The sequence below is a fragment of the Vibrio sp. OPT46 genome, from assembly GCF_015163535.1.
Lineage (GTDB): Bacteria > Pseudomonadota > Gammaproteobacteria > Enterobacterales > Vibrionaceae > Vibrio > Vibrio alginolyticus.
This window is the reverse complement of sequence record NZ_JADDYG010000125.1, coordinates 1-714: the sequence shown is the minus strand read 5'-3', so window position 1 is coordinate 714 and position 714 is coordinate 1. Positions and strand designations below refer to the sequence as shown.

Genomic DNA, 714 nt, shown 5'->3' with positions numbered 1-714 from the left:
CATTGAGTCCATCAAAACCCCTTGGGTGTTGTATGGTTAAGCCTCACGGGCAATTAGTACAGGTTAGCTCAACGCCTCACAACGCTTACACACCCTGCCTATCAACGTCGTAGTCTACGACAACCCTTTAGGATACTTAAAGTATCAGGGAGAACTCATCTCAAGGCTCGCTTCCCGCTTAGATGCTTTCAGCGGTTATCGATCCCGAACTTAGCTACCGGGCAATGCGTCTGGCGACACAACCCGAACACCAGAGGTTCGTCCACTCCGGTCCTCTCGTACTAGGAGCAGCCCCTTTCAATTCTCCAACGCCCACGGCAGATAGGGACCGAACTGTCTCACGACGTTCTAAACCCAGCTCGCGTACCACTTTAAATGGCGAACAGCCATACCCTTGGGACCGACTTCAGCCCCAGGATGTGATGAGCCGACATCGAGGTGCCAAACACCGCCGTCGATATGAACTCTTGGGCGGTATCAGCCTGTTATCCCCGGAGTACCTTTTATCCGTTGAGCGATGGCCCTTCCATTCAGAACCACCGGATCACTATGACCTGCTTTCGCACCTGCTCGAATTGTCATTCTCGCAGTCAAGCGGGCTTATGCCATTGCACTAACCTCACGATGTCCAACCGTGATTAGCCCACCTTCGTGCTCCTCCGTTACGCTTTGGGAGGAGACCGCCCCAGTCAAACTACCCACCAGGCACTGTCC

1 rRNA gene is annotated in these 714 nt (G+C 53.8%); it reads right to left on the bottom strand.

From position 1 onward, the window contains the following. Positions 1–32: 32 nt before the first annotated feature. Positions 33–714: ribosomal RNA gene (locus IQR33_RS05410) — 23S ribosomal RNA — on the bottom strand; the annotation flags it as partial.